The 24,007-nt window shown below is 65.8% G+C and carries 27 protein-coding genes; 16 read left to right on the top strand and 11 right to left on the bottom strand.

The annotated features are described in order from the left end of the window. Positions 1-7: 7 nt before the first annotated feature. The 4 genes from ACOZ4H_RS10615 to ACOZ4H_RS10600 are packed head-to-tail and all read right to left on the bottom strand — an operon-like array spanning position 8 to position 4,303. The gene (locus ACOZ4H_RS10615) at positions 8-745 is read right to left on the bottom strand and encodes an NRDE family protein (protein ID WP_424329254.1); all 738 of its coding nucleotides are present in this window, start codon (positions 743-745) and stop codon (positions 8-10) included. A 51-nt stretch (positions 746-796) separates the two neighbouring features. Next, positions 797-2,308, bottom strand: coding sequence for an AMP-binding protein (locus ACOZ4H_RS10610; RefSeq protein ID WP_424329253.1), 1,512 nt, complete (start codon positions 2,306-2,308; stop codon positions 797-799). Beyond that, positions 2,301-3,347: a mandelate racemase/muconate lactonizing enzyme family protein gene (locus tag ACOZ4H_RS10605; protein ID WP_424329252.1), complete on the bottom strand. Its 1,047-nt coding sequence runs from the start codon at positions 3,345-3,347 to the stop codon at positions 2,301-2,303. Before ACOZ4H_RS10605 ends, ACOZ4H_RS10610 begins: the two co-directional genes overlap by 8 nt. After that, on the bottom strand, positions 3,344-4,303 hold the full coding sequence (locus ACOZ4H_RS10600) for a 1,4-dihydroxy-2-naphthoate polyprenyltransferase (RefSeq protein WP_424329251.1): 960 nt from the start codon (positions 4,301-4,303) through the stop codon (positions 3,344-3,346). Before ACOZ4H_RS10600 ends, ACOZ4H_RS10605 begins: the two co-directional genes overlap by 4 nt. Positions 4,304-4,438: 135 nt before the next feature. On the opposite strand from ACOZ4H_RS10600, the gene ACOZ4H_RS10595 reads away from it, so the two are divergent. After that, positions 4,439-6,058 (top strand): long-chain-fatty-acid--CoA ligase, encoded by a 1,620-nt coding sequence (locus ACOZ4H_RS10595; RefSeq protein WP_424329250.1) that lies wholly within the window; start codon positions 4,439-4,441, stop codon positions 6,056-6,058. A gap of 162 nt (positions 6,059-6,220) precedes the next feature. Continuing rightward, positions 6,221-8,467: a PAS domain S-box protein gene (locus ACOZ4H_RS10590; RefSeq protein ID WP_424329249.1), complete on the top strand. Its 2,247-nt coding sequence runs from the start codon at positions 6,221-6,223 to the stop codon at positions 8,465-8,467. 151 nt (positions 8,468-8,618) lie between these two features. On the opposite strand, the gene ACOZ4H_RS10585 is transcribed toward ACOZ4H_RS10590, so the two are convergent. The 5 genes from ACOZ4H_RS10585 to ACOZ4H_RS10565 all read right to left on the bottom strand — a co-directional run bounded on the left by ACOZ4H_RS10585 (position 8,619) and on the right by ACOZ4H_RS10565 (position 12,437). Next, positions 8,619-9,053, bottom strand: a complete 435-nt coding sequence (locus tag ACOZ4H_RS10585) for a hypothetical protein (protein WP_424329248.1) — start codon at positions 9,051-9,053, stop codon at positions 8,619-8,621. A gap of 66 nt (positions 9,054-9,119) precedes the next feature. After that, positions 9,120-10,169 carry an SMP-30/gluconolactonase/LRE family protein gene (locus ACOZ4H_RS10580; protein WP_424329247.1) on the bottom strand — a complete coding sequence of 350 codons (1,050 nt, stop codon included), beginning with the start codon at positions 10,167-10,169 and terminating at the stop codon, positions 9,120-9,122. A 96-nt stretch (positions 10,170-10,265) separates the two neighbouring features. After that, positions 10,266-10,568, bottom strand: a complete 303-nt coding sequence (locus tag ACOZ4H_RS10575; RefSeq protein ID WP_424329246.1) for a hypothetical protein — start codon at positions 10,566-10,568, stop codon at positions 10,266-10,268. Beyond that, positions 10,561-11,577 carry a DUF7490 domain-containing protein gene (locus ACOZ4H_RS10570; RefSeq protein WP_424329245.1) on the bottom strand — a complete coding sequence of 339 codons (1,017 nt, stop codon included), beginning with the start codon at positions 11,575-11,577 and terminating at the stop codon, positions 10,561-10,563. The genes ACOZ4H_RS10575 and ACOZ4H_RS10570 overlap by 8 nt, the downstream gene beginning before the upstream one ends. Positions 11,578-11,654: 77 nt before the next feature. Then, positions 11,655-12,437, bottom strand: a complete 783-nt coding sequence (locus tag ACOZ4H_RS10565) for a DUF2797 domain-containing protein (RefSeq protein WP_424329244.1) — start codon at positions 12,435-12,437, stop codon at positions 11,655-11,657. A 48-nt stretch (positions 12,438-12,485) separates the two neighbouring features. Between ACOZ4H_RS10565 and ACOZ4H_RS10560 the strand changes: the two genes are divergently transcribed. Beyond that, complete coding sequence (locus tag ACOZ4H_RS10560; protein WP_424329243.1) at positions 12,486-12,941, top strand: YbhB/YbcL family Raf kinase inhibitor-like protein; 456 nt, start codon at positions 12,486-12,488, stop codon at positions 12,939-12,941. A gap of 8 nt (positions 12,942-12,949) precedes the next feature. Here the strand turns inward: ACOZ4H_RS10560 and ACOZ4H_RS10555 are convergent, their stop codons facing one another. Then, entirely contained in the window at positions 12,950-13,876 is a 927-nt protein-coding gene (locus tag ACOZ4H_RS10555) for an NAD-dependent epimerase/dehydratase family protein (RefSeq protein ID WP_424329242.1), read from the bottom strand. 117 nt (positions 13,877-13,993) lie between these two features. On the opposite strand from ACOZ4H_RS10555, the gene ACOZ4H_RS10550 reads away from it, so the two are divergent. The 13 genes from ACOZ4H_RS10550 (at position 13,994) to ACOZ4H_RS10490 (ending at position 23,692) form a co-directional block, all read left to right on the top strand. After that, positions 13,994-14,656: a DsbA family protein gene (locus ACOZ4H_RS10550; RefSeq protein WP_424329241.1), complete on the top strand. Its 663-nt coding sequence runs from the start codon at positions 13,994-13,996 to the stop codon at positions 14,654-14,656. Next, positions 14,653-15,195 carry a tRNA (cytidine(56)-2'-O)-methyltransferase gene (locus ACOZ4H_RS10545; RefSeq protein WP_424329240.1) on the top strand — a complete coding sequence of 181 codons (543 nt, stop codon included), beginning with the start codon at positions 14,653-14,655 and terminating at the stop codon, positions 15,193-15,195. Before ACOZ4H_RS10550 ends, ACOZ4H_RS10545 begins: the two co-directional genes overlap by 4 nt. Before the next feature lie 55 nt (positions 15,196-15,250). Beyond that, positions 15,251-16,603 (top strand): sulfatase, encoded by a 1,353-nt coding sequence (locus ACOZ4H_RS10540; RefSeq protein ID WP_424329239.1) that lies wholly within the window; start codon positions 15,251-15,253, stop codon positions 16,601-16,603. Continuing rightward, positions 16,600-17,157: a dihydrofolate reductase gene (locus ACOZ4H_RS10535; RefSeq protein WP_424329238.1), complete on the top strand. Its 558-nt coding sequence runs from the start codon at positions 16,600-16,602 to the stop codon at positions 17,155-17,157. The genes ACOZ4H_RS10540 and ACOZ4H_RS10535 overlap by 4 nt, the downstream gene beginning before the upstream one ends. 97 nt (positions 17,158-17,254) lie before the next feature. Further along, positions 17,255-17,509 carry a hypothetical protein gene (locus ACOZ4H_RS10530; RefSeq protein WP_424329237.1) on the top strand — a complete coding sequence of 85 codons (255 nt, stop codon included), beginning with the start codon at positions 17,255-17,257 and terminating at the stop codon, positions 17,507-17,509. Between the two features lie 192 nt (positions 17,510-17,701). Then, positions 17,702-18,232 (top strand): transcription factor E, encoded by a 531-nt coding sequence (gene tfe / locus ACOZ4H_RS10525; protein ID WP_004592762.1) that lies wholly within the window; start codon positions 17,702-17,704, stop codon positions 18,230-18,232. After that, positions 18,232-18,903 (top strand): DUF2110 family protein, encoded by a 672-nt coding sequence (locus ACOZ4H_RS10520; RefSeq protein WP_424329236.1) that lies wholly within the window; start codon positions 18,232-18,234, stop codon positions 18,901-18,903. Before tfe ends, ACOZ4H_RS10520 begins: the two co-directional genes overlap by 1 nt. A 10-nt stretch (positions 18,904-18,913) precedes the next feature. Then, positions 18,914-19,696 carry a DUF5803 family protein gene (locus tag ACOZ4H_RS10515; RefSeq protein ID WP_424329235.1) on the top strand — a complete coding sequence of 261 codons (783 nt, stop codon included), beginning with the start codon at positions 18,914-18,916 and terminating at the stop codon, positions 19,694-19,696. 85 nt (positions 19,697-19,781) lie between these two features. Continuing rightward, a complete protein-coding gene (locus tag ACOZ4H_RS10510) occupies positions 19,782-20,630 on the top strand; it encodes an NOP5/NOP56 family protein (RefSeq protein WP_424329234.1) in 849 nt (282 codons plus the stop codon). Beyond that, a complete protein-coding gene (locus tag ACOZ4H_RS10505) occupies positions 20,627-21,259 on the top strand; it encodes a fibrillarin-like rRNA/tRNA 2'-O-methyltransferase (protein WP_424329233.1) in 633 nt (210 codons plus the stop codon). Before ACOZ4H_RS10510 ends, ACOZ4H_RS10505 begins: the two co-directional genes overlap by 4 nt. A gap of 119 nt (positions 21,260-21,378) precedes the next feature. Further along, the gene (locus ACOZ4H_RS10500; protein ID WP_424329232.1) at positions 21,379-22,458 is read left to right on the top strand and encodes a glutamate--cysteine ligase; all 1,080 of its coding nucleotides are present in this window, start codon (positions 21,379-21,381) and stop codon (positions 22,456-22,458) included. A gap of 111 nt (positions 22,459-22,569) precedes the next feature. Then, positions 22,570-23,133 (top strand): helix-turn-helix domain-containing protein, encoded by a 564-nt coding sequence (locus ACOZ4H_RS10495; RefSeq protein ID WP_424329231.1) that lies wholly within the window; start codon positions 22,570-22,572, stop codon positions 23,131-23,133. Positions 23,134-23,203: 70 nt separating this feature from the next. Continuing rightward, positions 23,204-23,692 (top strand): phosphopantetheine adenylyltransferase, encoded by a 489-nt coding sequence (locus ACOZ4H_RS10490; protein ID WP_424329230.1) that lies wholly within the window; start codon positions 23,204-23,206, stop codon positions 23,690-23,692. On the opposite strand, the gene ACOZ4H_RS10485 is transcribed toward ACOZ4H_RS10490, so the two are convergent. Continuing rightward, positions 23,693-24,001 (bottom strand): transcription initiation factor IIB family protein, encoded by a 309-nt coding sequence (locus ACOZ4H_RS10485; RefSeq protein WP_424329229.1) that lies wholly within the window; start codon positions 23,999-24,001, stop codon positions 23,693-23,695. It abuts the gene before it with no gap. Positions 24,002-24,007: the final 6 nt, after the last annotated feature.

Genomic DNA, 24,007 nt, shown 5'->3' with positions numbered 1-24,007 from the left:
CGGCCGCTTAAATCTGACCTTCGACCGGGCGGTAGGGGGTCCGGCACGGCGGCCCGTCCGCGTAGCGATATTCCCTGTCGGCACCCAGCGTGATGAGCGACGACGACCGCGTGCCGAAGCCGTCGCCGTGGACGCAGACGCCGTACTCGTGGTCGCTGATGGCGTCGCCCGCGCGGTCGATCCACCCGTCGGCGGATTCACCGGGCTCCGGAACGAGTGCCTCGTGCAGCCGCGTCGCGTTGTTCGCCTGTTCTTCGCCGGCGTCGGGCCGAGTGGCCGGAATCCGGTAGTCGCCGTCCGCGCCGACGTTGACGACGACGTGGACGCCGGGCTGGAAGTTCCGGACCGCGAGCTGGCCGTCCCATTCCAGCAGGACAGCGGCGTTCTCGTCGGCCAGCAAGAGATTGAACCCCGCGTACTCGGCCGCTCTGGTGGCCTGTTCGACGGCGCGCGCTGCGGACTCCGCGTTCTCGTGACTCAGCGCGTCCCGGACAAGCAGGCCGCGCGAGCGGTCGCCAGCCAGGTCAGCGTCGACCCAGCGGTTCGTCACCGCCGCCAGCAGGCCGTGCTCGTTGTAGCCGATCCACGTCCCGTCGGCCTCCTCGTCGGCCGGCGCGACGACGCGACTCCCCCAGTGGCGCTGTTGTGGCGGTTGCGATGGCCTGTCAAGTCGCTCGTCGCGGTTCGCCGCGACCGCGACCGGCGTACCGTCGAAGACCTGCCACGCGAGGACGATTGTACACACGGGACTGCATAAACTGCGGACGTAGAAAACCGCTTGGCCACCGGCACCGAACTACTGGGTTGATTCGTTCGGCTCGCCAGCAGCCGTGAGCCGCGACCGAACAGCGGACCGGTCGACAGTCCCCGAAGCCGTCCGCGGGAGCGCGTCGGCGACCCGAACCGTCTTCGGGACTTCGTACGGCGCGAGTCGCTCGACGCAGTGGTCGCGAACCGCCGCGGGCGATATCTCCCCGACGACCAGCGCGGTGACGCGCTGGCCCCATTCTTCGTCGGAGAGCCCCACTACGGCCGCATCCTCGACCGCGGGGTGATCGCGAATCGCCGCGGCGACCGTGCTCGCGTCGACGTTCTCCCCGCCGGTCACGATCTGGTCGTCGACGCGGCCCTCGACCCAGAGACGGCCGTCCGCGTCCCGGTAACCGATGTCGCCGGTCCGGAAGCCGTGGTCGCCGAACGCGCCGCCGTCGCCGTTCAGGTAGCCCGGTGTCACCGTGGGACCGTCGACGACGACCTCCCCGCGCTCACCGGGGTCGCAAGGCTCCCCATCAGCGACGACTGTTACGTCGGAGAACACGAGCGGCTGGCCGACGGTGCCGGACCGCTCGAATGCTGTTTCGGGCCGTGCTGTCGCTATCTGGGACGCCGTCTCGGTCATCCCGTAGGTCGGACAGACAGGAACGCCCCGCTCCCGACATCGCTCGATGAGGCTCTCGCTGGCCGGGCCGCCCCCGAGCAGGACGAACCGGAGCGAAGACGGCGGTTCCCAGCCCGCGTCCAGCAGGCGCGACAGCATCGTCGGCACCAGCGAGACGCCCGTCACCGACTGGTCGGCGATGACCTGCTGTGTCGCTTCGGCGTCGAAGGACCGCTGGACAACGACAGCGGTGCCGTACAGCGCGCTCCGGACGAAGGGAGCCAGCCCGCCCATGTGGTAGGTCGGCAGGCAGACCAGCCAGCGGTCGGTCGGCAGGACGCCGAGGCGGTAGGAGGACGCGACGGCGCTGGCGACGAGGTTGCCGACTGTCAGCCGAACGCCCTTCGGCTCGCTGGTGGTCCCCGAAGTAAAGATGACGAGTTGGGTGTCGCTGCGGCTCAGTTCTGCTGAGCGTACGGCAGTGCTCCCTTCCACCGTTGCGGTCTCGGTGACGGTGGCCACGGACAGATCCTCGTCGACCGACACCACGGGATAGCCTTCGATGTCGGCTGCCAGCGAAGCAGCGCTGCCCCCAGAGACCAGCAGATCAGCGTCGACCGCCGAGAGTTGCGTTCGGAGTGTCTCCGCGTCGAGTTCCACATTCAGCGGCGCGAGCGTCGCGCCCAGTCGCATCGTCGCGAACAGGAGCGTCCCGACCGCCGGCTGGGTCGGCAGGAGCGTCGCAACGGTGGCGTCCTGGGCGTCGATCCGTCGGTCGAGTCCGGCAGCCACCGCATCGACAGCGGCGTCGAGTTCCCGGTAGGTGACCGCGTTCCCGGAGTCAGCCGCGACCATCGCCGTCCGGTCAGGCGTGGTGTCGGCGCGGTGAGCAACGAGGTCCCTCGTCGGCCAGTCGACGGGGTCACGCATCAGTCCCCACCTCCGACGGGTCCAGGCCGAGGCCGGTCGCCTGAGGGACCGACATTGTCCCGTCGGTTACTGTCGTCGGGTCCGGCGCGAGGTCGGACGCCAGTCGGTCGCCAGTCGCCAGGCCACAGGCCCCGACGTCGGGAATCGCGGCGGCGACGTGCAGCGCCGCGAGGCGGGCGACGACGGCGTCGACGGTCGTCGTGACGACCGGCTCGACGCCCTGCTCGCGGGCCCGGAGCGCCAGCGTGTGGGCGTTTCCAGGGCCGCCGAGTACCATCGGCTTCAGTATCAACACGTCGGCCGCGTCGGCGTCGAGCACGCTGTCGACCCGGCGCTCGACGAGAGACTCATCGAGCGCGACGCCGATATCTGTCCCTCGAAGTGCAGCATGGCCCGCCAGGTCGTCGGCTGGGAGCGGCTGTTCGATGTAGGCCACGTCCAGCGGCGCGAAGCGGTCGAAGGCGTTCTCGGCTTGATCGCGTGACCACGCTCCGTTGGCGTCGGCGCGAAGCGTCACGTCGTCGCCCACGCGCTCACGGACGGCCCGAACGCGCGCGACATCTTCATCAACGGTGCGCTTTCCCACTTTGAGCTTACAGCAGTCGTAGCCGGCCTCGACCGCCTGCTCGACGGCGTCGGCTGTCTCGGCCGGCGACCCGTCGCCGACCGTCGCGTTGACCGGAACGCGGTCGCACCGCCTCCCGGAATCGAACCACTGGTACAGTGGCACGCCGTCGGCCCTCGCATCGGCGTCCAATAGGGCGGTCGCGAAGCCGTGCCTGGCGGCGGGGACGGACGCGGCGTCCAGCGACAGGAGGACGTCGGTGTGACCGCCGTCGACTGCGACAGCGGCCGCATCGGCCAGCCCGCTCCGGCAGTCGTCGACCGACTCCGTCCAGCCCGGGAGCGGCGTGGCTTCGCCGACGCCGGTCTCGCCGCGGTGGTCGTAGCGGACGACGAATCCCGAGCGCTCGCTGATGGTCTCGCGGGCGGTGGCGAGCGGACTCGACAGCGGGAGCGAGAACGGGTCGACGTTCATAGTAGCTGTGGGACGGCGAGTCCCAGCGCGAACAGGACGGAGTGGGCGAACAGCGTCTGCCCGACCCGTTCGAGCGTCGGATTCAGTGCGTCGCCGTCGGTCTGTGTGAGGACTGTTTTCGAGACCGTCGCCGCCAGTGGCAGCGTAAGCAGCGGGGCCAGTGCCGGCAGCCCGTACTGGCTATCGAGGGCGAACACGACTGGGACAACGTAGGCCATCCCCACCATCAGGAGAAACTCGACGCGGCTCCACCCGTAGCCCAGATAGACGGCCAGCGTCTTCTTGCCCGCGGCGCGGTCCGTCTCCCGGTCGCGGATGTTGTTGACGACGAGAATCGCCGTCGACAGCCCGGCTGCCGGGAGACTCGCCGTGATAGCGGCGGCAGTGACCGACCCCGCCGGAAGCGTCATCGGGAACGTCCCGACGCCGCTTGCGCTCGCAACGGCCTGCACGTAATACGTGCCAGTGACCGCGATGACGCCGAAGTAGACGAACACGAACAGGTCACCCAGCCCGCGGTAGCCGTAGGGGAGCGGGCCGCCGGTGTAGAGTATTCCGGCGGCGATGCCAGAGAGGCCAACGACAACGATAGGGAGGCCGCCGACGGCGACGAGGTAGACGCCGATGACGACGGCGAGCCCGTAGGTCGCTATCATTGCTCGTTTGACTTCGTCGGCGTCGATGAGACCGCCAGCGGTCACGCGGGTGAACCCCTCGCGCTCGTCGGTGTCGGCCCCCTTCACCGCGTCGTAGTAGTCGTTCGCGAAGTTCGTTCCGACCTGGATGAGCAACGCGCCAACCAGCGCTGCGACCGCCGGCAATGGAGCGAAGACGCCGGCGTGGACTGCCAACCCCATCCCGACGATGACCGGCGCGGCCCCGGCAGGCAGCGTCTGTGGCCGCGCGGCCATCACCCACGCCTGCCGCTTCGAGACGTCCGCCATCGCTGTACTCATTGCTGAGAAGTGGGGACGCTATCCCCAAAGCGACTGTGGTTCGACGGACACCCAAAATATGACCCGTCCGCGTGACAGCAATATCAGGGGAGTATCACAACCACTATATCATAATTAACCATACGGTAGCCTGAGATGCATAAGCCACTGCTGACCACGGATTTTCTCGACCGTGCGCGGGAGTACTACGGGGACAAAGAGGCTATCGTCGCCACAACCGGTGAGCGGTTCACGTACGACGAGTTCGGCGAGCGAGCCGACGGGTTCTCGGCGGCGATGGCTGCCCGTGGCATCGAGAAGGGGGACCGGGTGGCCGTGCTGGACCCGAACACGCACTACCAGCTCGAAGCGGCCTACGGAACCATGCAACTGGGTGCGGTCCACACGCCGCTGAACTACCGGCTCGTTCCGGACGACTTCGAATATATCCTCTCGGACGCCGAGGTCGACGCCGTCTACGCGGACTACGAGTACGCGGATAAAATCGAGCCGATCCGCGACGAGGTTCCCACCGAGATCTTCGTGACCAACGACACGGAGGCCGTCGACGGCGACTGGGAATCCTTCGACGAGATAATCGAGGAGGCTGGGACCGACTACGAGCGCCCCGAGATGGACGAGGACGACCTCATCACCATCAACTACACGTCGGGAACCACCGGCGACCCGAAGGGCGTCTGCCGGACCCACCGGACGGAGACGCTCCATGCCTACATCGTCGCGCTCCACCAGGAGATCTCGGACGACGACGTGTACCTCTGGACGCTGCCGATGTTCCACGTCAACGGCTGGGGCCACATCTTCTCCGTCACCGGCATGGGCGCGAAACACGTCTGTACCCGCGGCGTTGACGCCGAAGGCATCTTCAACGCTGTCAGGACAGAAGACGTGTCGTATCTCTGTGGCGCGCCGACGGTCTTGAACATCCTGGCGGACCGCTACGAGGACCACAACGGGGATATCGAGACGACCGGTGCCAACGACGTGCGCATCGCGACCGCCGGCAGCGCGCCGCCGGAGGCCGTCATCCGAACCGTCGAGGACGACTTCGGCTGGTACCTGAAACACGTCTACGGCGCGACCGAAACCGGCCCGCTCGTCACGACCTCGGACGCTCGCCGCTTCTTCGAAGACGGCAGCGACGCCCGCTTCAGCGTCAAGAAGCGCCAGGGCATCGGCTACCTCGGGACGGATGTCCGGGTCGTCGACGAGGACGGCAACGACGTGCCACACGACGACGAGACGCTGGGGGAAGTCGTCGTCCGCGGCAATCAGGTGATGGATCGCTACTGGAACAAGCCCGAACAGACGGAGGAGGCCTTCTCCGACCGCGTCGAAGGGTACTACCACATGGGCGACCTGGCGACAGTCGACGAAGACGGCATGATCGCCATCCGCGACCGCAAGAAGGACATCATCATCTCCGGCGGCGAGAACATCTCCAGCATCGAACTGGAGGACACCCTCTACGAACACGACGCCGTCAGCGATGTCGCAGTTATCCCCGCGCCGAGCGACGAGTGGGGTGAGACGCCGAAGGCCTTCGTCGTCCCGAACTCCGGTGACCCCGACAACCCGGGCGTGACAGCCGAGGACCTCCGGAACTTCACCCGAGAAGAACTGGCGACTTACAAAGTCGTCCGCCGCGTGGAGTTCGTCGAGCAACTGCCGACGACAGCGACCGGGAAAGTCCAGAAGTACGAACTCCGCGAACAGGAGTGGGAAGACGAGGACGAGATGGTCGGCCAGGGATAGCGGCGCACAGCACCTTTCGCCATAGATATCAATTAGATATAATTTATCTCGAAGCGCACGATAGAAGACATTGCGAGCCAACGACGACGGGAGATCAGTCCTTGTCTCCAGAGACTATCTATTAAGTCACCGTACTGTAATGTATAGCTAACGGGCAGAGTTATGGCTGATATTGCTGAGACGATGTGTATTCTCCACGTCGACGACGAGCCGGGGTTCGCCGACATGACAGCGTCGTTTCTCGAACGCGAAGACGACCGGTTAGACGTGCAGGCCGCGACGAGCGCCGCGGCGGGACTCGAAATCCTGGCCGACACCGACGTCGACTGTGTCGTCTCCGACTACGACATGCCCGACCGGAACGGGATCCAGTTCCTCGAAACCGTCCGCGAGGAGTACGGTTCGCTCCCCTTCATTCTCTACACCGGCAAAGGCTCGGAGGAGATCGCCAGCGACGCGATCTCGGCCGGCGTCACCGACTATCTACAGAAAGGGAGCGGCACGGATCAGTACGCGGTGCTCGCGAACAGAATCACGAACGCTGTGGAGTCACAGCGCGTCAAACGCGAGCGCAACCGCCAACTCGATGCCATTGAGACTGCACAGGAGGGGATCAGCATCCTCGACGCAGACGGGCAGTTCATCTTCGTCAACGAAGCCTACGCGGACCTCTACGGCTACGAACCGGAGGAGATGCGGGGGCGACACTGGGAGCTGCTGTACCGGGACGAGGACATCCCGCGTATCTACGACGACATCCTCCCGACTGTCGAGGCAAGCGGCTACTGGACCGGGACGACGACGGGGCTCCGTGCCGACGGGAGTACGTTCACCGAAGACCACGTACTCGCGCGGACCGACCGCGGTGAGTTGGTCTGCACTGTCCGGGATATCTCCGACCAGCGAGACGGCGAACAGGAGCTCTCCCGGATCAAACGTGCCATGGACGAGGCCCCGGTCGGAATCACGATCACCGGCCCCAAACAGGAGGACACCCCGATCAGCTACGCGAACAGGCAGTTTCTGGAACTGACCGGCTACACGGAGTCTGAGGTCCGCGGCCGGAACTGCCGGTTCCTCCAGGGCGAGGAGACCGAGGCAGAGCCGGTCGACGCGATGCGGGCGGCCATCGACGCGGACGAACCCGTATCGGTCGAACTCCGGAACTACCGGAAAGACGGAACCATGTTCTGGAGTCAGGTGTCTATCGCACCCGTGCGTGACGATGACGGAACAGTCGTCAACTACGTCGGATTCCAGCAGGACATTACTGAGCGGAAGGAGCACGAACACCGCCTCAAAGCTCTCAGTGAGTCGGTGCAGGACCTGCTTCGAGCGGACACACACGAGGAAGTCGCCGAGATCGGCGTCGAGACGGCGCGCACCGTGCTCGGGCTCGAAGCGAACACGATCCACCTCTACAACGAGGACGAACGAACCCTCGAACCGGTGGCCGCATCCGACGCGATATACGACCTGCTAGACGATTTGCCGACCTTCACGCCCGGAGACAGCATCGCGTGGCGCGTCTACGAGTCCGGCGACGCACTCGCCGTCGATGACGTCCATGCCGACCCGGACATCTACAACCCGGACACGCCGATCAAAAGCGAGCTATTTCTCCCGCTTGGGGAGCACGGAGTCCTGCTGGCCGGTTCGGAGACGGCCGCGGCGTTCAACCAGCGGGACGTCGTCCTCGGGGAGATCCTGGCCGGACACGTCACCAGCGCGCTCAAGCAGGTCGAAGGGACCGAACAGTTGCGCGACCACCAGCGGGAACTCGAACAACACAACGACCGGCTCGAAGCGTTTACCAGCGTCGTCTCCCACGACTTGCGGAATCCGCTGAACGTCGCTCAGGGACGACTGGAACTGGCACGCGAGGAGGACGAGAGTGAGCATCTGGCCGCTGTCGAGCGGGCACACGAGCGGATGGACACGCTGATAACGGACCTGCTCACGCTGGCACAGGACGGTGAGACAGTGACCGACCGCGAACCGGTCGCGCTCGCCCCGCTCGTGGACAGTTGCTGGACGAACGTCGAGACGGCCGATGCCACACTGGTCATCGATATCGACCGGACTGTCCTGGCGAACGAGAGCCGTCTGAAGCAGTTATTCGAGAACCTCAGTCGGAACGCGGTCGAGCACGCCGGAGCGGCGGTGACCGTGACGGTCGGGGCGTTAGACGACGGATTCTACGTCGCGGACGACGGCCCTGGCGTCCCCGAAGACGACCGGGACACGGTGTTCGAAGTCGGCTACTCGACGAGCACGGAAGGGACTGGGTTCGGGCTGAGTATCGCCAGGCAGGTCGCGGAGGCGCACGGCTGGGAGATCAGCGTTCGCGACAGTGCCGACGGCGGCGCACGGTTCGAGATTACCGGCGTCTCGTTTTGCGATGCGTAGCGACTGGTGAGGTGTCGTTTTATCGTCTTGTTAGCACCCGCTCAAATACGGCCGTCGCATCGCAACTGTTCGGTGGCGAGCGGACGCTATCCGTCTGGCTGAGACGTCTCTGGCCCCTTCGTCCGCAAAAACGTCAGCAAGCCGAGGTCCGTTAGTCTTCGAGCGCGTCGGCGATGCGGTCGAGCGAGCGTCGCATGTCGTGGACTTCGTCCCGGAGCTTTCGCATCTCACGGGTGAGCTCTTCGTTGTCGCTGCCGCCCGATTCCTCGTGCTGCCCTGGCGGGCCGCCGCCCATGCCGCCGGGGCCGCCCGGACCGGGACCGCCGGGGCCGCCGCCCATCATGCCGCCCATCATCTGCGCGAAGGGGTTGCCCCCGCCCATGCCGCCGGGGCCGCCGCCACCGCCCATCATCTCTTCCATGCGCTCTTCGCGGCTCATCTCTTCGCCGTCACCTTCGCCTTCTTCGCGCTCCTCGGCGCGCTGCTGTCGGATCTCCTCGACCCGCTCGCGGAAGGACTTCTCCTCGCCGCCTTCCTCGGTCGCATCCGCCGATTCGTCAGCGTTTTCAGGTTCATCGTCTGCCATACGCCCGGTTTTGGTTGGGCCGCTGAAAAGGGTTGTCGTCCGGAGACAAGCCGCGTAAACGGTCTGTCAGCGGGGGATGCTGGTCCGGAGAATCGCGCCGTCTTCGGGTGACTGGTTCGCGAAGTTGCAGATGAACAACGACTCGCGCTGGTCGCCGGGTCCGAAGAGCACGTCAGAGGGGAACACCAGTCCGTCGTCTCCGGTCGCCACCGTGTCTGTGGCTCCGTCTGCGGTCACCCGGACGACGCGGTTCTGGCTGTTGGCCGCGACGTAGATGTCGCCGTCCCGGCTGGCAATCCCATCGGCACCGAATATCGCACCACCTTCGAAGAACATCGACGGCTCGCCGGCGGCCCCGTCCGACTCAACCGGAACGCGGAGCAGGCGGCCAGTTTCTTCGGGGGCTCGCGTCACCGCGACGTAGATATCGCCGTCGGCGTCGCGGGTGATTCCGTTCGCGCCGAAACTCTCCGTGTCGAGCCGGCCGTCGTCCAGCCAGGTCGACCGCTCGCCGTCGGTCGTGACCGCGTAGACCACGCCGTTCCGGGATTCCGTCACCAGCAGGCGCTCCCGGTCGGCGTCGTAGTGGATATCGTTCGGGAACCCGCTAATCCCGACGAGCTGTGACGCTTCGCCGTCGGCTGGAACCTCCCAGACGCCCGCTTGGTCGTCTTGCGTGGCAACAGCGACGTACACCGTCCCGTCGGGTGTAGTCTCGACGCCAATCGCGCCGGGCAACGTCGCTATTTGCTCCGTGTCTTCCAGCGTCAATCCGGTCGCTCCGGTCTCTGTTGCGGGGACGCGCCGAACCTCGCCGGCCGTGATACCGAAGTACAGGCCGCCGTCGGGACCGAACGCCATGTTCTCGGGCACGCGGTCGCCGCCGACCGCGACGAGCGTCTCGACGGTCGCTTGGTCCGGCGTTGCTGTCTCGGTGTCGGTCGCCGTCGGTTCGTCGGTTCTCGTTGCGGGTCCGGCACCGCCGTCGTCTGTGGGCGTTGGCGTCGAGTCGGTTTCAGCCGAGTCGTCGCCACCGGTACAGCCGGCCAGACTCACGCCGGCGATGGCGCTACAACTCACCAGGAATCGTCGCCGCGTCGCACGTCGTCGGGTCATGGGGATACCTCTCGACGTATGGCTGACACGCCCCTGAAATCTCGGATTACTGAAACGCCGACTGTGGGTACCTGATATAGCCGGCGACAGTCCGTATCAGGCGAGCCGTCGGACCAGCACCGAGAGGCCGAGCCCGCAGGCGAGCACCACGGCGAGGTTGAACGCCGCGTTGAACAGCGGCCGATACCGGTCGGTGACGAACGTATCAATCGCCGACGACGCGGAGAAGTAGAACTGCAGCGTCGCGATGAGCGCCACGAGCGTGAGGATAGCGAACACGGCCCACTGGGCGTAGACAGCTATCGTCGGGCCCGAATCGTCGTCTGGCTCATCGACAGTGCCGCCGGTTTCCCCGTCGATGTCCTGTGCCGCTGTGTCGGTGTTGGAGGTATCACTCATTGGTCTGTCTCCGTGCGGTGAGGAGGGCGCTTGCGAGGACCGCAATCAGGCCGACCAGCGCCGTGAAGCCGGGACCTTCCCCGGCCGTGGTCTGCTGTGGCTCGTCCATCTCCTGGCCCTCCGGACGGTCCTGCTCGAAGTCACTGGACTGGAAGCCGACTTCCTGTCTGGTTTCGTTCTCCTGGAGGCGCTCCGTCGGATGGAGGTTCGCCGGGGAACTCTCCGTCCCGACGATGACGCTGTCGGAGAGCAGCATGCCGTCGAGCCAGTAGTTGTAGCCGTCGGGCACCGTCAGTTGGGTTCTGACGATCTCCGTCCGGCCGGGGCGAATCTGGCCGACCCGCACGGTCGACTCGTCGGCGATGACGTTCGAGTCAGCCTGCCGCGCTCGGAGCCGGAGCGAGAGATCATCAGACGGAGTGTTGCCGGCGTTCGTAACGTACACTGAGACGTTCAGCGTCGTCCGGTTGTCCGAGACGCTGTCGATCCGGTAGGTGATGGAATCGAGCGGGACGCCGGCGTTCTCGAACCGCTGGAAGGTCACGCTACTCCGGGCGTATGCCGGTGTGAGGGCATCGACGTTCTGGACCGACTGCTGGCCGGTCTCGATTCGGCTCCCGTCTTCGTAGACGATGGTATCGATCCGATAGCCGCCCGCTCGCTCGACCGTGATGTTCGACCGCACCGATACCTCTCGTTCCCCTTCGATTGTTCCGACCGACTGCCGCGTCGTCGTCGCGACGAGGCCGGTGTCCGCGTCGATGGCCCGCGTCTCGACGGTGACGTTCTCGGCGGGACCGCCGCGGTGAGAGAGCCGGGCGCCGATGGAGAGCGTCACCGTCTGGCCGTCGACGGCGGCCGGCTCGATGGTCGTCTCGCGGAGGTCGAGATAGCTCTCGCGAACGTCGTCCGGGGGTTCGGAGAGCGCGCCGGGGACCGCTGTTGCACCGATGAACATGGCCAGGACGACCACGACCACGCCACCGGTCAGGAGGGTTTCACGTCGCACACGAGCATGGCCAACAGCCGCCACTAAATGTCTTCTGCACGGTCAAGTTCGGATTACAGCGACGCTGGTCTCCCGTGTTACCCGAACGCGCCGAGACTCGACTGGAGGTCGCGGTCGGTTCCGCCGTCTGTGAGGTCGTAGCCGACGAGCTGTCGGAGGTCGACGGCGTAGACGCTGCCGTTGTTCTCAAGCACGGCGACTCGTCCTTTCGTCCCCCGGACGGTCCCCGTCGCCAGGGTTTCGGCCATCGGACGGTCTGAAAGGGATAGGCCGTACTCGAAGTCGTACGTCGTCAGCGGGTCGTAGCGCTCACACAGCGACGCCCACCAGTCCGTGTCGACGGACTGATCGAGGCCCGATATTTTCGTGGGCACTCTGACCCGGTCCCCCAACTTGACGGCGATGTCCGCCTCGACCTGCCGGGCGATGCGGCCGTCAGCGACGGTCCGGAGGTGGGCGGCCCTGTCGGCCCCCTGCTCGCGGAGCCGCGTCTCCAGTCGCCAGGAGCGGGTGACGCCGACCTTGATGACAGCCGGCGCGAACGCCGCCAGATACACCGCGTGTTCCTCGTCACAGGTGTCGAGGGGCTTGTTGCAGTCCCCGGTACAGCGCGCACACGGCCAGATGTCGGTGTGCTCCGGACAGTACGGCGCGGGGTCGTTGTCACAGCGGAAGTGCCGGTCGCCGTCGACCGCGCCAGCACAGTGGCGCTCGCTGAGCGTGTAGGAGAGTTCCGTGTCCGGGTCCAGTCGCTCAGTAGTAACGCTCCCGTCCTCGGCTAACAGGAGCGCGGCGTGTTCATCGACCCGCGCGCGGTAACCCACGACCTGCACGGCTAGCGGTTCGGCGCGGAGCCGCAAATGACTGCCGGGACGACGTTTTTGTGCTTGCCTGTCAAATATACGCACATGGCAGACCTACAGCTCCGGAGTCCGGCCTTCGACGACGGCGACCGAATCCCCGAGGAACACGGCTACTCGGCAGCGAACACGAACCCCCCGCTGGAGGTGGAGAACGTCCCGTCGGCCGCGTCGTCGCTTCTCCTCATCGTCGACGACCCGGACGCCGAAGAGCCAGCCGGGAAGGTGTGGGACCACTGGCTCATCTGGAACATCCCGCCGGACATCGGCCGGATCCCGGAGGGGTGGGAGCCAGACGAGGCCACAGAGGGACAGAACGACTTCGGCGAGGTCGGCTGGGGCGGTCCGAGCCCACCGGACCGGGAGCACACGTACAGGTTCCTCCTGTACGCGCTGGATACGACCCTCGATCTCTCCCCGGCAGCAGACAAGGACGACGTGTACGACGCGGCCAGCGGCCACGTCGTCGAAAAAGCGCAACTGAACGGCACCTACCCGGCCTGACGCCGCGCTCAGAGTTCTTCGAGCAGCTCGCGGGTCGACTGCCGCACCGCGTCGTCGCTCGACTGTTCGGGCTCCCAGCCCAGCGCCGAGAGTTTGTCGACGGAGAGACGCATCCGCGGCACGTCGCCGGTCCAGCCGCGGTCGCCGCCGGTGTACTCGTACTCGGGATCGATGTCCATCTCGTCGGCGACGATGCTGGCGATACGGTCGACTGACGTGGTCGTCCGCGTGCCGAGATTGAACACGTTGTGGTCCTTGTCGGCGTGTTCGACGGCGAACAGCATCGCGTCGATGCACTCGGAGATGTGCATATAGGACTTCTCCTGGCGGCCGTCGCCGAGAATCGTCAGGGTCGACGGGTCCTCGGTGAGCTTCTCGATGAAATCTGGGATAACCGCCCCGCGGAGGCGGGGGCCGACAATATTCGCAAACCGGAACACCCAGGACTGGATGTCGTGGCTGTGGGTGTACGTCGAGACGAGCGACTCCTCGGCGAGCTTCGTCGCGCCGTAGACGCTGATGGGCTCAAGCGGCGCGTAGTCCTCCGGAGTCGGTCGCGGCGCTTCTCCGTATACAGTAGATGACGACGTAAACACGAGGTTCTCGACGCCGGCCTCTTGCATCCGTTCGAGGATGTTGTACGTGATGTCGCTGTTGTCCTCGAACTGCCGGCGGGGCGTGTCCGTGTCGACCAGTTTCGACGCCGCTAGATGGACGACGAGGTCAACATCGCTGGTGATGGCCTCGGCGACGACGTCGGGATCGGTGAGGTCACCATCGAGGTAGGTCGCGCCCTCGTGGACCCACTCGGACTGCCCGTTCGCTTCGTTATCGACGACGACTACGTCGTTGTCCGGAACGAGGCGCTCGACCAGATGCGACCCGATAAAGCCCGCCCCGCCGGTGACGACTATTCGCTTCTCTGATACGTCCATAGTTGCGATGCTTCCTATGCGAGAAAAAACGTTGTGGTCGCGGCCGATTCCAGGGGAATCCGTACCCCAGTAACGGATGACAACGTCGTTTTATAGCTTCCCCTGTGAGAGTCGGTTATGACTCGATTCACTCGCCGCGGGCTGCTGGCGGCCACCGTCGGCACTGTCGGCGCGATGGCCGGCTGTTCCGGCGGTAGCTCGGAGTCGGAATCGACCGGGGCAACGGAGACGCCGACGCCCCTCCCGGGCCAACCGCTCTCGACGCCGGTGGCGGGCGACCCCGAGGCCGACGTGACCGTTGCGGTGTACGAAGACTACGCCTGTCCGCACTGTGCGACCTACTCTGAATCCGTCTACCCACAGGTCCGCGACGACTACCTCGCTGATGGGACCGTGCGATACGAGTTTCACGACTTCCCGATTCCGGTCGACGAGACGGTCTCGTGGCAGGCCGCAAGTGCCGCGCGCGCCGTTCAGGACAACGTTGGCGCGGCGGCCTTCTTCACCTACTCCGAGCGCCTGTTCGCGAACCAGAATCAACTGGGGCCGGACACCTACGCCGAACTGACGGAGGGACTGGATGTCGACGGCGAGACGGTGCGAGCGGCCGCGACGGGGGAACTGTACCGTCCGACAGTGTCTGACGACCGCGAGGCCGGTATCGACCGCGGCGTCCAGGGGACGCCGACCGTATTCGTCAACGACGAGCCCGTCGAGTGGAGCGAAATCGCCTACGAGCCGGTCCGGTCCGCTATCGAAGCAGCACGGAGCGACGGATGAAGGGCTCGCCGCGGGTGACGGTGCTCCGACTGGGCCACCGGCCCGGCCGGGACGAGCGGATGACGACCCACGTCGGGCTGACCGCACGCGCGCTGGGGGCCGACAAGGTCGTGCTGGCCAATGCCGCCCGCAACCAGGCTGATACCGTCATCGACATCACCGACCGCTTCGGCGGCCCCTTCGACGTGGCCTCAACAGAGGAGCCAAAGCGCCTTATCCGTGATTTCGAAGGGCGCGTCGTCCACCTGACGATGTACGGCGAACCGGTCCAGGATATCGAGGACGATGTCCGCGAAGCCCACACTGAAGAACCGCTGCTGGTCGTCGTCGGCGCGGAGAAAGTCCCTTTCGAGGTGTACGAACACGCCGACTGGAACGTCGGCGTCACCAACCAGCCACACTCCGAGGTCGCCTCCCTGGCCGTCTTCCTCGACCGCCTGTTCGAGGGTCGGGAACTGGACCGTGAGTGGGAGAACCCCGACAGGGTCGTCGTTCCGCAGGAAACCGGCAAGCGGGTCGTCGATCCCGACGAAGAGTGATACCCACGCAGTTGTGCCGCGGGCCTTTTATCGCTCGGCGCTAACTCTCGCTCAGATGTCGCGTCACAACGTGTTGCTCGTCGTCGCTGACAGTCTCCGCGCCCGGAGCACCTCCGTACTGGGCTATCGCCGGGGGACGACGCCCTTCCTCGACGCCTTCGCCGAGGAGGCGACGGTGTACACGCAGGCTCGGAGCCCGAGCAACTGGACGGTCCCCAGCCACGTCAGCATGTTCACGGGCCACGAGGCCCACGAACACGGCGTCGACCACACCGCTAGACTCGACGCCGGCCACACGATCTTCGAGGAACTGGCCGATGCGGGATATGACACGGGATTGTTCTCCGACAATCCGTTCCTGACCGACCACGAATCGGGGCTTGACGAGGTGTTCCAGACGGCCATCGGCTCGCCCGAGCAGTACGACTCGGCTTACGAGACGAACGGCTCGCTGGGTGACTGGCCCAACGGCTTCTGGTACGCCGACCGGACGCTGGATTGGATCGACAGCCGGGAGAGCGAGTGGGCCGCCTGCATCAACCTGATGGACACCCACCGGCCGTACGAACCGCTCGCCGAATACGACGAGTGGAGCGACGAACGCTCCCGTGAACTCCAGGAGTCGATGGGGTTCAAGTGGCACTGGGAGTTCCTCTCGGGGAACCTGTCGCTTGGCTTTGCCAGCATTCTCGAACAAATATACGACGGCGCGGTTCGGCAGGCCGACGCCATCTTCGAGACCCTGATCCGCGGGCTGGACGAACGGGGTGTCCTCGACGATACGCTGGTCGTCTTCGCCGGCGACCACGGCGAGGGTTTCGGCGAACCGACGGCGATCTCCGAGGAACCCCCGGCCGTCAGCCACCGCATCGGAACCCACGACGCCATGTACCACGTCCCGCTTGTCGTCCGTGCCCCCGGCCAGCGGCACGGCCACCGCGTCACCGACCTGGCGACGCTCAGCCGGTTCCCCGACGCCGTCCGGGCGATAGCGCTCGATGAAGGCACCGCAGATGGGCCGGCGTTTGCCTCGCCGAGTGGGACCGTCGTCGCGTCCCAGGCTCCCATCGGTCCGGCGATGCGCGAGGAGGCCGAACGGGTCTGTGGCGACGCCGCCCCGTTCGCGAAGCACGCCCGGATCGTCTACCACGACAGGCCCGGCGATGTAGTCCGAAAACGGGCGGCATGGGGCGACAGTGCCCACGAATCCATCATCAGGGGCTGTGGCGGCACGGCCGAGGACAGCGATATCGACGCCGCCATCGTCCGGGACCACTTCGACAGCGACCGGTACGCAGACGTGGATATCGCGACACCGCTCGAGGGCTACACCGAGTTCGAGGACGCGTCCGACACGCAGTTTGCCGGGAACCTTGACGACCGGCTGGAGGCACTGGGGTACAAATGACGGCAATACCCGACACCGAACTGGTCCTCGTGGTCGCCGCAGACGAGAACAACGTCATCGGCCTGGACGGCGGCGTCCCCTGGCACTATCCCAAAGACGTGCGACAGTACAAGGACCGCATCGCGGGCCATCCGGTCATCCTCGGCCGACGGACGTTCGATTCGATGGACCCGCTCACGGACTGCTACACGGTCGTTCTGACGAGCGACGATAGCCGGAGCGCCGACTCGGAGACAGTCGAGTACGCCACGACGCCGCAGATAGCCGTAGAGGCCGCCGCTCGCGCCGGTTCGACTGAGGCGTTCGGCGGCGACGCCACCGGAGCGAGCGACTCGCCACCGATCACCTACGTCATCGGCGGCGAAGCGGTGTACGATCTGTTTCTCCCGTTCGCAAGCCGGGTTTTCCTCAGCCGCATCCACGAGCGCAATGAAGGGGACCGCTACTTCCCGGACCTTGGCGAGGAGTGGACGGAGTTGTCCCGGGAGGCCCACGAAGGGTTCGACGTCATCGAGTACGAGCAGGCATCGCCACGGCCGCTCGACGACCTCTGACCGCCCGTCTGCTGGAAAGTCGACCGGAGTTGTCACTGGCTGGAAAATCACAGCCATTAAAGTAATTCAAATGACTAGTATGTCGTAACAACTCGCGATGCTAGACAAAATCAAAGAATCCGTATCGGATGTCCTCTCGGGTGGGAAGGGGCGGCCGAACGACGGGACACAGGCCAGCACGGTGGCCGGGAAACGAGCACAGGCCAACTCTACCAGCGGTAGTGGTGACGACGCGGACGCCGACGAACCGGAGTCGAATCTCTACGAGTGCCCGTCTTGTGAGTCCGTCTTCGTCGCTATCGACAAAGAGACCTGTTCCTCCTGTCGGACTCCGGTCGAGCGAATCGAATAGCGGGGCTTGCAACGTTGAAACTACGGCTCCCGGGGTGATGGTGGTACCCGAGAAAGGGATTGCTCTCTGGTGCGGCGTCGGTCCTCGGTAGGCACAGCGAATGCGCAACAGTATCACCACTGCCTGGTAGGGCACCGTTCGAGAGAGGACGACCCGATGGTTTTAACCACATGACTCCCGGATGTGCGGGTAATGGCTTTTGAGGAACTCTTGGAGGACCCCGTCATACAGAAGTACCTCCACGAGCTGGTCGGACCGAAAGGGATGCCGGTCGCCGCCGCGCCGCCGGACGGCGAAGTGACCGACGAGGAACTGGCCGAGGAGCTCGGGCTCGAACTGAACGACGTGCGCAGAGCGCTGTTTATCCTCTACGAGAACGATCTCGCGACCTATCGTCGGCTCCGCGACGAGGACTCCGGGTGGCTCACGTACCTCTGGACGTTCCAGTACGAGAAGATCCCCGAACAACTGCAAGAGGAGATGCACCGCCTGCTCGACGGCCTCGAAGAGCGCCGCGAGTACGAGCGGGAAAACGAGTTCTACCTCTGTGAACACTGCGGCATCCGCTTCGAGTTCGGTGAGGCGATGGAGTTCGGCTTCGAGTGTCCCGAATGTGGCAATCAGGTCGAGACGATGGAGAACACCCGTCTCGTCACCGCGATGGAGAACCGCATCGAGGAGCTCAGAGACGAACTGAACGCTGACGTGGACGTGGAAGCCTGATGGTCGTCCTCGGTACAAAAGTGTACGTGGCCGGCGACGCCCGGGACCGTACGCTCGACGGACTGCGCTCGATGGTCGGCAACGAACTCGGCGACCTCGACGTGGAATACGATATCGGCCTCCGGGACGACGAGTTCCCGTCGGTGACCGTCGACGGCCCCGACGAGACCGTCGCAAAGAACCTCCTCCGCGAGGAATTCGGCGAGATGGTCGCCGACCACGAGGACGGTGAGACGTACGTCGGGACACTCGATAGCTGGGACGAGGACGGGTTCGTCCTCGACGTCGGCTTCGGGCAAACGGTCCGGATTCCGGCCGATCAGCTCGGGCTCGGACAGGGGTCGCCCAGCCAGATCCGGAAACGGTTCGGGCTGGTCCAGCACCTCCCCCTCCGGTTCGTCGCCGGCGACCCTGCAAGCCTTGCAGAGGTCGAGCAGGACCGCCTCTACGAGTGGACCCGTGGCAACGGTCGCATCAACGCGAACAGCGTCACCCGCTCGGAGGCGCGCGCGACGGTCAACCGAGCCGGCCACGCACAGGACATCGTCACGGTCGAACGTATCGGCCTGTTAGAACAGAGCATCATCTGCAACCCGGACACCGACCCGCCGGGGCTGCTCGCCGACATCGGGCAGTACATGCCGTCGGAGCTGCTGGCAATCGTGCCCTGACTTTCGAGCTATGAAACGCCGCCACCTCCTGTTGGTCGCCGTTCTCGCACTGGTCGCCCTCTCGGGCTGTACCGGCTTCTTCGGCTCCGAAGAGGTCGACCCCGAGCGGCTGAACGAGAACGCGAGCTACGACTGGAACACCTCCGCCGACGGGACAATCGTCATCGAGGAGTCGAAGTACACCGCCGTCTACGCCGTCGAGAACGAATCGACGTTCGACGTCTACACCGTCGACGGCCTCGGCCGCGAGCGGAGCGTCCCAATCAGCGCGCTCCGGTTCAGATACGAGAACGGGACGGTCGTCAGCGCCGCCGAGTCCTCGCTGAGCGCCTCTGAGAGCCGCCAGCGAACCACCATTTCCTTCCCCGGCAACGTCTCCGGGCAAGTCGGGTACTCGGTCGGGCGGACCGGCAAGCGCTTCGCCTCCCCGACGCTCGTCGAGGACGGCTCGTACACGGTCGTGCTCCCGCCCAACACCGGGGCCGGCATCCCGTTCCTCTCGCGTATCAGCCCCGGCGGCTACGAGTCCGAGACCGTCGACGGCCAGCAGGTCATCCGGTGGGACGAGGTGAGCTCCGACCAGATCGTCGTCCGCTACTACCTCGACCGTGACCTCTGGCTGTTCGGCGGCCTGTCGGTCATCGCGGTCGCAATCGGGATCGTCGGGACGCTGTACTACTACCGGCAGTTACAGGCAGTGATTCGACGCCGCAAGGAGGCGGGTATCGACCTCGAAGAGGAGGACGATGACGACGACCCGCGGGACCGCGGCCCGCCGCCGGGGATGCGCTGAGGCCGGTTCGCACGGTCAGTAGATCGACAGCGCTTTCGAGACGCTAACCGGGTCACTTTTTCGCATCGGGCGTGCACACACGGCTATGAGCAACGGGTGGTTCGCCGGGCTGGACCCGGACGACGACGCGGCCGCTGTCGAACAGATAGAGGCCGGGCGAGCCGACACGCCGGAGGACTGGCCACAGCAGGCCGTCGAGGCGGGGTTCGCCGACGACGAGGCGGCCTACTACGACCGCCTCCACGAGGTGACGATGGCAGCCACCAGCGCGGCGGTCGCCAAACAGGAAGGCGCTGACGACCAGCAGCTCGTCCACGCGGTGCGGGCGATGGCCGACTGCGAGCGGACGGCCAACGAACTTGCCGAGCGGGTCGCGGAATGGGGCGGGGGCCGGCACGGTGACAGCGGGAGCGGCGTCGAGTACGCCCGCTCGCTGGTCGAGCGGGACGACGAGGACGAAGGGGACCGCGCGCTCCGGGCGCTCGCCGAGCAGACGGCCAACTTGGCCGACGAAGCGGACTCGCTCAGGGCGTACATCGAGCGGACCGCGCCCGCCGTCGCGCCGAACCTCTCGATGCTGGCCGGGCCGGTGCTTGCGGCCCGCCTGGTTTCACTCGCCGGGGGGCTCGAAACACTGGCGAAGAAACCGAGCGGGACGGTGCAAGTGCTGGGTGCCGAAGACGCGCTGTTCGCCCACCTCAAGGGGAACGCGCCGTCGCCGAAACACGGCGTCATTTTCACCCACGAGTACGTGCGCGGAACCCGCCGGGAGGACCGCGGCTCGGCCGCGCGAGCGCTCGCCGGGAAACTCTCGATTGCCGCTCGCGTCGACCACTACAGCGGGGACCGCCGGCCGGAACTCCAGGCGGAACTCGACGAGCGCATCGAGCGGATTCAGGCGCGCGCTGAAGCGGGGACGGAGGAACAGGAATGACGCTCCCAACTGGCGTCGAGCGCCACGACTTCGACGGTGAGACGAGCCTCGCCACACGAGGCCAGCCGGTGTACGGCGAGCGGGCCGACGGAGACTGGCGGCGGTGGGACCCCCACCGCTCGAAGCTCGGAGCGATGCTTGAACACGGGATGGACACCGGCCTCGGCGGCGGTGAGACCGTCCTGTACCTCGGCGCAGCGGCCGGGACGACCGTGAGCCACGTGGCGGACTTCGGCGGCCCGACCTACGCTGTTGAATTTGCGCCCCGGCCCGTGCGGGAACTGCTGGACGCCGCGGAGAGCCGGCCGAATCTCTTCCCGCTGCTGAAGGACGCACGCAAGCCCGAGAACTACGCCCACGTCGTCGAACCGGTCGATGTCGTCGTGCAGGACGTGGCGACCAGAGGGCAGGCCCGCGTGGCGACGCTCAACAAGCGGTTCCTGACTGACGACGGGCGGCTGCTTGCGGCGATCAAAGCCAGAAGCGAGGACGTGACTGCCGACCCCGACGCCGTGTTCGACAGCGTACGCGAAGAACTCAGCGCTGCGTACGAACTGCTCGAGACGGCGCGGCTGGACCCGTATCACGAGGACCACCTTGGTATCGTGGCCCGCCCCCGAGAGGACTGACTGGTAGCTGCTCTCGGACGGACCCGGACCGCAACAACGGTCCGGAACGGAACCCAGTCGTGCGGGCCGAGCGGGCGGGGACGGAAGGCTTTAGCGGATCGATTCCGATGTGCTGATTAATGGACGCGACGGGTTCTGCCGAGCATTTTACCCGGATGGGGACGCTCGGCATCGAAGAGGAGTTCTACGTCGTCGACGAGTTCGGTCGCCCAACGTCTGGCACGGACGAACTCGTCTACGAGACGGAGCCGCCTGCGGTTCTCGACGGCCGGCTCGACCACGAACTGTTCAAGTGCGTTATCGAGACGCAGACGCCGCGTATCGACGACCCAGCGGACGCCGGTGAGCACCTTCGGTCGGTCCGGAACGCGCTGGTCGACCACGCCGAAGCGAACGGGTTCGGCATCGCCGCCGCTGGCCTGCATCCGCTGGCGAAGTGGCGCGAACTCGAACACGCCGAGAAGCCCCGCTACAAGTCACAGTTGGACCGTATTCAGTACCCACAGCATCGCAACACGACCGCAGGCCTGCACGTCCACGTCGGCGTGGACGACGCCGACAAGGCCGTCTGGGTGGCGAACGAACTCCGCTGGCATCTCCCGCTGATGCTCGCGCTGTCGGCGAACTCGCCGTACTGGAACGGCTTCGACACCGGGCTGCAGTCCGCCCGCGGGAAGATATTCGAGGCCCTGCCGAACACCGGGATGCCGACGGCTTTCGACGACTACGACGCCTTCGAGACCTACGAACAGCGGATGCTCGAAACGGGGAGCATCGACGACCGCGGCGAACTCTGGTTCGATGTTCGGCCCCACTCCGGCCACGGCACTGTCGAGGTACGCGCTCCGGACGGGCAAGCCGACCCAGACCGGGTACTGGCCTTCGTCGAGTACGTCCGCGAACTCGTCGTCGACCTCGCCGAGCGTTACGAGGACGGGGAGTCCGGCCGGCGACTCCGCCGGGAGTTCCTCGACGAGAACAAGTGGCGCGCGATTCGTCACGGCCAGTCTGCGGAGCTACTGTCACGTGACCTCTCGACGACGCGCTCGGTCGAGGAACTGGTCGAGATGGAGAGTGACCGCCTGGATATCGACGGGCTATGGGAGCTGTACGACCGCGAAAGCGGCGCCGAGCGACAGCGCCGGCTTCGCGCGGAGGAGGGCGTCGTGGCGCTCGCTGACTCGCTGCGACTGCCCTGATCTGGGCTGTCGTCTGGGGTCGGAACGGACTCGTTAACGCTGCGCAGCGACAGAGAACCGGGGCCAAGGGTTTTTATCCAGGTGTGGCTTTTGTCCTCACAGAGACAACGCATGTCTGCAGACGACAACGACCACGACGACCCCGAGGACACAGGCGATGTCCGTGAACGAATCGAGCAGGAGGCAGACCGTGCGGTCGAGCAGTTCGACGAAGGAATCGTCGACCTGCTGGCGTGGGTGCTCGACACGGAGACGCGGGCGCGGATCTACGTCCACCTGCGACAGCATCCCGAGAGCACTAGCGAGGAGATAGCTGAGGGGACCGGTCTGTATCCAAGTACCGTCCGCGAGGCCCTGGCCGCGCTCACCGAGGAGGAAGTGGTCACCCGCCAGAAGCGTGAGAGCGACGGCGCGGGCAACAACCCCTACGAGTACAGCACCATCCCGCCGAGTGACCTCGTCAACACCATCGTCGGTGACATCCAGTCGGAGCTGAACACGGTGTTCAACCTCGACGACCACATCGGCGGGGAGACGACACTGGAGCCCGACGACGAGCCCGTGACGATTTCGGTCGAGGACGCGAACGACGACGCAACCGATACCGATGCAGGCGGGGAAGCAGGCGACGATGCGAGCGATTCCGAGGGCGGAGACGACGACGTCGGCGTGTAGCCGAAACCGGTTCCCGCGAGCCGTTTCGCGAGTCGATATTACTAAACCTACCCGTACCGTTGCCCGGGATATGAATGTCGCGCTGGGGGGAACGTTCGACCCGATTCACGACGGACACCGCGCGCTGTTCGAACGCGCATTCGAACTCGGGGACGTAACAGTTGGCCTCACCAGCGACGACCTCGCGCCGAAGACGCGCCACGACCAGCGCCACGTTCGGCCGTTCAGCGAACGGAAATCCCGACTCGCAGACGAGCTCGCGACGCTCGCCGCCGACCGAGACCGCGAGTGGCAGGTCCGGGAACTCACCGAGCCGACCGGTATCGCCACGGAGTCGCAGTTCGACGTACTCGTCGTCTCCCCGGAGACGGAAACCGGCGGCCGCCGCATCAACGAAATCCGCGAGGAGCGGGGCCACGACCCGCTCGAAATCGAAGTCGTCCCGCACGTCTACGCCGATGACGGCGACATCATCTCTTCGACCCGGATCGTCAAGGGCGAAATCGACGAACACGGGAACCTCACGCCGGATCGCACCGGCCGCGAAAATATCTCGTAACTACCAGCCCGGCGCTTCCAGCCCGGCCGTCTCCAGCAAGTCCTTCCAGCGCTGTTGAATCGTCAACCGGGAGACGTCTGTGGCCTCCGCGACGGCCGACTGGGACCGCTCCTCACCGGCGACCAGCGCAGCGACGTATACGCTGGCCGCCAGCGTCGCCTGTTTCGACCGATCCTCATTCGGTACTGTCGAAAGGAACAGATCGACCGCGTGAGACCGCGCCTCCGTTCCGAGATCGAGCCTGTCCGATGCCGCCTCGATGTCGGATAGCCACTCGTCGTGCTCGACGCGGTCACTGGCGCGGTACATACAGAG

This window comes from Haloarcula amylolytica, assembly GCF_049705545.1.
Classification (GTDB): domain Archaea; phylum Halobacteriota; class Halobacteria; order Halobacteriales; family Haloarculaceae; genus Haloarcula; species Haloarcula amylolytica_B.
This window is presented reverse-complemented; position numbering and strand designations above follow the sequence as displayed.

Coding starts and splice junctions, on each gene's coding strand:
- ACOZ4H_RS10610 (WP_424329253.1), bottom strand. CDS start 2,308: ATGCGTGACCCCGTCGACTGGCCGACGAGGGACCTCGTTGCTCACCGC.
- ACOZ4H_RS10605 (WP_424329252.1), bottom strand. CDS start 3,347: ATGAACGTCGACCCGTTCTCGCTCCCGCTGTCGAGTCCGCTCGCCACC.
- ACOZ4H_RS10600 (WP_424329251.1), bottom strand. CDS start 4,303: ATGAGTACAGCGATGGCGGACGTCTCGAAGCGGCAGGCGTGGGTGATG.
- ACOZ4H_RS10595 (WP_424329250.1), top strand. CDS start 4,439: ATGCATAAGCCACTGCTGACCACGGATTTTCTCGACCGTGCGCGGGAG.
- ACOZ4H_RS10590 (WP_424329249.1), top strand. CDS start 6,221: ATGGCTGATATTGCTGAGACGATGTGTATTCTCCACGTCGACGACGAG.
- ACOZ4H_RS10585 (WP_424329248.1), bottom strand. CDS start 9,053: ATGGCAGACGATGAACCTGAAAACGCTGACGAATCGGCGGATGCGACC.
- ACOZ4H_RS10580 (WP_424329247.1), bottom strand. CDS start 10,169: ATGACCCGACGACGTGCGACGCGGCGACGATTCCTGGTGAGTTGTAGC.
- ACOZ4H_RS10575 (WP_424329246.1), bottom strand. CDS start 10,568: ATGAGTGATACCTCCAACACCGACACAGCGGCACAGGACATCGACGGG.
- ACOZ4H_RS10560 (WP_424329243.1), top strand. CDS start 12,486: ATGGCAGACCTACAGCTCCGGAGTCCGGCCTTCGACGACGGCGACCGA.
- ACOZ4H_RS10555 (WP_424329242.1), bottom strand. CDS start 13,876: ATGGACGTATCAGAGAAGCGAATAGTCGTCACCGGCGGGGCGGGCTTT.
- ACOZ4H_RS10550 (WP_424329241.1), top strand. CDS start 13,994: ATGACTCGATTCACTCGCCGCGGGCTGCTGGCGGCCACCGTCGGCACT.
- ACOZ4H_RS10545 (WP_424329240.1), top strand. CDS start 14,653: ATGAAGGGCTCGCCGCGGGTGACGGTGCTCCGACTGGGCCACCGGCCC.
- ACOZ4H_RS10540 (WP_424329239.1), top strand. CDS start 15,251: ATGTCGCGTCACAACGTGTTGCTCGTCGTCGCTGACAGTCTCCGCGCC.
- ACOZ4H_RS10535 (WP_424329238.1), top strand. CDS start 16,600: ATGACGGCAATACCCGACACCGAACTGGTCCTCGTGGTCGCCGCAGAC.
- ACOZ4H_RS10530 (WP_424329237.1), top strand. CDS start 17,255: ATGCTAGACAAAATCAAAGAATCCGTATCGGATGTCCTCTCGGGTGGG.
- tfe (WP_004592762.1), top strand. CDS start 17,702: ATGGCTTTTGAGGAACTCTTGGAGGACCCCGTCATACAGAAGTACCTC.
- ACOZ4H_RS10520 (WP_424329236.1), top strand. CDS start 18,232: ATGGTCGTCCTCGGTACAAAAGTGTACGTGGCCGGCGACGCCCGGGAC.
- ACOZ4H_RS10515 (WP_424329235.1), top strand. CDS start 18,914: ATGAAACGCCGCCACCTCCTGTTGGTCGCCGTTCTCGCACTGGTCGCC.
- ACOZ4H_RS10510 (WP_424329234.1), top strand. CDS start 19,782: ATGAGCAACGGGTGGTTCGCCGGGCTGGACCCGGACGACGACGCGGCC.
- ACOZ4H_RS10505 (WP_424329233.1), top strand. CDS start 20,627: ATGACGCTCCCAACTGGCGTCGAGCGCCACGACTTCGACGGTGAGACG.
- ACOZ4H_RS10500 (WP_424329232.1), top strand. CDS start 21,379: ATGGACGCGACGGGTTCTGCCGAGCATTTTACCCGGATGGGGACGCTC.
- ACOZ4H_RS10495 (WP_424329231.1), top strand. CDS start 22,570: ATGTCTGCAGACGACAACGACCACGACGACCCCGAGGACACAGGCGAT.
- ACOZ4H_RS10490 (WP_424329230.1), top strand. CDS start 23,204: ATGAATGTCGCGCTGGGGGGAACGTTCGACCCGATTCACGACGGACAC.
- ACOZ4H_RS10485 (WP_424329229.1), bottom strand. CDS start 24,001: ATGTACCGCGCCAGTGACCGCGTCGAGCACGACGAGTGGCTATCCGAC.